Source organism: Methanobrevibacter cuticularis, assembly GCF_001639285.1.
In the GTDB taxonomy this organism is placed as follows: Archaea; Methanobacteriota; Methanobacteria; order Methanobacteriales; family Methanobacteriaceae; genus Methanobaculum; species Methanobaculum cuticulare.
The window spans coordinates 1-4,544 of sequence record NZ_LWMW01000159.1 but is presented as its reverse complement, the minus strand read 5'-3'; the positions used below and the strand labels follow the sequence as shown (position 1 = coordinate 4,544).

4 protein-coding genes are annotated in these 4,544 nt (G+C 26.7%); 2 read left to right on the top strand and 2 right to left on the bottom strand.

Annotation, left to right across the window (positions count from 1 at the left end; genetic code table 11):
* Positions 1-243 precede the first annotated feature (243 nt).
* The gene (locus tag MBCUT_RS11895) at positions 244-486 is read right to left on the bottom strand and encodes a hypothetical protein (RefSeq protein ID WP_449288495.1); all 243 of its coding nucleotides are present in this window, start codon (positions 484-486) and stop codon (positions 244-246) included.
* A gap of 451 nt (positions 487-937) precedes the next feature.
* Here MBCUT_RS11895 and MBCUT_RS10135 point away from each other — a divergent pair, with 451 nt between their 5' ends.
* Both MBCUT_RS10135 and MBCUT_RS10130 read left to right on the top strand, forming a co-directional pair.
* A complete protein-coding gene (locus tag MBCUT_RS10135; RefSeq protein ID WP_067260696.1) occupies positions 938-1,141 on the top strand; it encodes a hypothetical protein in 204 nt (67 codons plus the stop codon).
* A gap of 87 nt (positions 1,142-1,228) precedes the next feature.
* Positions 1,229-2,257 (top strand): M42 family metallopeptidase, encoded by a 1,029-nt coding sequence (locus MBCUT_RS10130; RefSeq protein ID WP_067260693.1) that lies wholly within the window; start codon positions 1,229-1,231, stop codon positions 2,255-2,257.
* A 256-nt stretch (positions 2,258-2,513) separates the two neighbouring features.
* Here the strand turns inward: MBCUT_RS10130 and uvrC are convergent, their stop codons facing one another.
* Positions 2,514-4,298: an excinuclease ABC subunit UvrC gene (gene uvrC, locus MBCUT_RS10125; protein WP_067260689.1), complete on the bottom strand. Its 1,785-nt coding sequence runs from the start codon at positions 4,296-4,298 to the stop codon at positions 2,514-2,516.
* Positions 4,299-4,544 lie beyond the last annotated feature (246 nt).

Genomic DNA, 4,544 nt, shown 5'->3' with positions numbered 1-4,544 from the left:
ATATTAAATAGCTGACAAAATATCCATTAATACCTATAACAAAGTAATTATTTTATTTAATTCAATTTTTAAAGAGTTTATATTATTTTAAATTTAAATAATATATTTTATAAAGATTATTTTTAAAAAATAAAATGATATATGTGTCTATATAATATTTAAAGATGTTAAATGTGAAATATTTTCATTAAATTTTTTAAAAATCTTAATTATGGGACACTCTCATTAGTATAATATTTAATATTAATAAAAATCAAACCATTTATTGGAATTGAAAGTCTTTATCATACTTACATAAAATATTATGAGTCTAATAAAAATCAGACCATTTATTGGGATTGAAACGGCACTGCATATGCCAATATCGCTAAAAATGTTAGTATAAAAATCAAACCATTTATTGGGATTGAAAGTGTATTTTTCTTTAATACGTTTAGGATTGTGTTTATAAAAATCAGACCATTTATTGGGATTGAAAGCTTTCACCTAACAATAATTTACTGATGATCTCATCATAAAAATCAGACCATTTATTGGGATTGAAAGATAGTTTTGCTGTAACATTCAACAATGCTCTTGTTGATAAAAATCAGACCATTTATTGGGATTGAAAGAGACAAAAGAATAGGGCATATTGAAGAAAAAATAGAATAAAAATCAGACCATTTATTGGAATTGAAATTTTAACTTGGCTATTATTTCCATGTTTGTTTTTATACTCATTTATACTCATTTATGCTTTTTTTAACATTCCAACTCCAATAAATAATCTGATTTTTATAATTATCAAGTAAACTTGGAATAACAACATTTCTTATTTCAATTCCACTAAAAATCTGATTACTAGATAATAAAATAAATTCAAATTATTTATATAATGAATTATAAAGTTATATCATATTTGAATGTCATTATAAAATATAATATTGTGATGAAAATGAATGATGATAACAATAACATTCCAATTAGAACAAGAAGTAAGATAAATAAGGCAGGAATTTTTGTAGGTATTTTGATTGTAGTTTTTGCATTGGCATGGATTGCAGCTAAGATGGGATGGATTCCAGACTTTATATTTACATTATGGCCACAAATTATCCTTATAATTATAGGAATTTATGTTTTATATAGATCATTATAATTAATAAATTAATATTATGTATAATTTGAAATTGGTTGATATATTATAAAAATATTCAAAATTCAATAAATTATTTAGGTGAGATTAATGGAACTAATAAAAAAACTGTCTTTAACATCAGGAATATCTGGATTTGAAGAAAAAATTGCAACTATTATTAAAGAAGAGCTAATAGACCATGTTGATGAAATTCAAGAAGATTTAATGGGAAATATAATAGCTATTAAAAAAGGAGATAAGAAAGGAAGTAGTGTAATGCTAGCTTCTCACATGGATGAAATTGGACTTATAGTTCGATATATTGATAAAAAAGGTTTTATTAGGTTTTCAAAAATAGGTGGAATCAATGATCAAATGTTATTAAATCAAACAGTGATTATTCATGGAAAAAATGGGGATGTCACTGGAGTCATTGGTTCTAAGCCACCTCATGTTATGAAAGCTGCTGAGAGAAAAAAAATCATTGAATCAGACAAAATGTTTCTAGATATTGGTGCATCTTCCAAGAAGGAAGCTGAAGAAATGGTTTCAATAGGGGATCCAATTAGCTTTAAATCTGATTTTGAAGAGTTTCCAAATGATCTTATTATGGGTAAAGCATTGGATAATCGTATTGGTTGTTATGTGATGATTGAAACTTTAAAAAGAGTAGATAGTAAAGCTACTGTTTTTGGTGTTGGAACTGTACAAGAAGAAGTTGGACTTAAAGGTGCTAAAACTTCTGCATTTAAACTTAACCCTGATATGGCTTTTGCTCTTGATGTTACAATATCTGGAGATCATCCAGGTATTACACTAGAGGATTCTCCTGTAGAAATTGGAAAAGGTCCAGCAATAATTCTCATTGATGCTAGTGGTAGAGGAATAATCACTCCTAAAAAGATCAAAAATATTTTAATAGATTCTGCAGAAAAAGCAGATATAGACTATCAACTTGAAGTTAGTGATGGTGGAACTACTGATGCAACAGCTATTCATTTAACTAGAGAAGGAATACCAACAGGAGTACTTTCAGTTCCTACAAGATATATTCATACTACAGTGAGTATAGCAAGTATGAATGATGTTGAAAAAACAATTGATCTCTTGGTTGAAGCTATTAATAGTCTAGAATAGTTTCTATATTCTTTGAATACCTTAGAATAATTTTCTAGAATTTAATATATATTTGTGTTTATTAATAATTCATAAATTTTATTTTATTTTTATTAATAATTTATAAATATTATCTTATTATTTATTAATAATTCATATAGCTTATTTTATTTTTATTAATAATTTATAAATATTATCTTATTATTTATTAATAATTCATATAGCTTATTTTGTTTTTATTTAGAGTAAATATTTACTTAATAATCGCTATAATCTTTTATTGGACTTTTTGCACTGTTTTTTTAAAATAATCATATACATTTTTAGCTACTTTTTTATTTAATCCTTTTACATTAGCTATTTCATTAATATCTGCTTTTTTAATAGTTTCAATGTCTCCAAAGTGTTTAAGTAAGTTTATTTTTCTTGTTTTACCTATTCCTATGATATCATCAAGTTCAGATCCTTCGATTTCTTTGGATCTCAATTTTCTATGATATGTAACTGCGAATCTATGGGATTCATCCCTAACTCGTTGAAGTAAATGAAGACCTTCATTGGTTTTAGGGATTCTAATTGGAATTTGACTTTGTGGAATAAATATTTCTTCAAATTCTTTGGCTAATCCTATAATTGGGATATGTTCTAAGTTATATTTTTTTAAGACTTCAATAGCTATTTTGAGTTGTCCTTTTCCTCCATCAATAAGGATTAAGTTAGGTTCTTCTCCTTCTCCCTCAGATAAAGGTTTTAATCGTCTACTTAATAGCTCTCTCATCATTCCATAATCATCTGGACCTGGAGTTTCTAGTTTGAATCTTTTATATTGTTTTTTATTGGGGATAGAATCTTTAAATGATACTTTTGAACCAACAGCTAATTTTCCTGAGATATTTGAAACGTCATATCCTTCTATGATTCTTGGGAGCTTTTCAAGCTTTAAGTATTTCTTAATCTCAATCATAGCATTTTTCATTTTTTTCTTTTGTTTTTTGATAAGATCTGCATTTTTAGCTACCATTCTTATTAATCGCAGTTTACTTCCTTCAAGAGGAACAGTAATTTCTACTTCCTCTCCTCGAAGATCAGTTAACCAATCAAGAAGTAGTTTTTCCTCTTCTTTATCTTTAATAGCTTCTTCTAAAATGATTTCCTTGGGAACATGTCTGTTTATTCCATAATATTGTTGGATAAATGCAGATATAACTTCATTTGATTTGTTATTCTTGGCTCCTGACATTAAGAAGTCATCTTTTCCATTGATTTTCCCATCTCGCACTGAAAACACTACTACAATAGCTGAATCTCCATCAAAAGACATAGCTATTATATCTTGATCTAATTCATCTTTAAAATCAACGAATTGTTTTTCCATTATTTCATCAATTGAAATTATTTGATCCCTTATTACAGCTGCTTTTTCAAAATTTTCAGAAATAGCTGCTTCTTTCATTTCTTTTTTGAGGTTCTTAATTATTTGGGAATATTTTCCTTGAAAAAATAAATCTATCTTAGATATTAACTTTTTATATTCTTTTTTTGATATGTTTCCTCCACAAGGACCATAACAAAGGTCAATTTGGGAGTTTAAACAAGGTCCATCCATTCTTCTACAAGTTCTTATTTTAAATAAAGATTTTAAAAACTTCACAGTTTGCCGTACAGATCCAACATCAGTGAATGGTCCAAAATAGCTACCTGTCTTAGTTATGTTTCGAGTTATGATAAGTCTAGGAAAGTCTTCATCAGTTATTTTAACATAAGGATATCTTTTATCATCTTTGAGGCGAATATTATATTTAGGCTTGTGCTTTTTAATTAGATTTGCTTCAAGAATCAGAGCTTCCTTTTCAGAATCAGTTATTATGTATTCTAAGCTATTAAAATGACTCATTAAAATTTGAGTCTTTGGTGTATCATACTTGTCTTTGAAATAAGACTTTACTCTATTCCTTAGAGATTTCGATTTGCCAATGTAGATGATTTTATCCTCAGAATCCTTCATTATATAAATTCCAGGCTTCTTAGGAAGATCATCGGCAGATTTAACTTTAGTTGACATTGAATTATCACACTAATGATTTTATTTAGTTTTAGAAGTTTTAAATTTAAAATGGCATAAGAAAAAGCTAGATAATATTAATAAATTAAGCTATTAAAAGATTGTTGTGTTTGTTTTTTATTATCAGTAGTTCGTAAAGTATTAATATTATGGTGGTGTGTATTATTATGTATGCAAACAAAAAACAACACACCACATAAGATATTATTGAATGATGATGTATTAAATCTTTCGGTGAATGTGGTT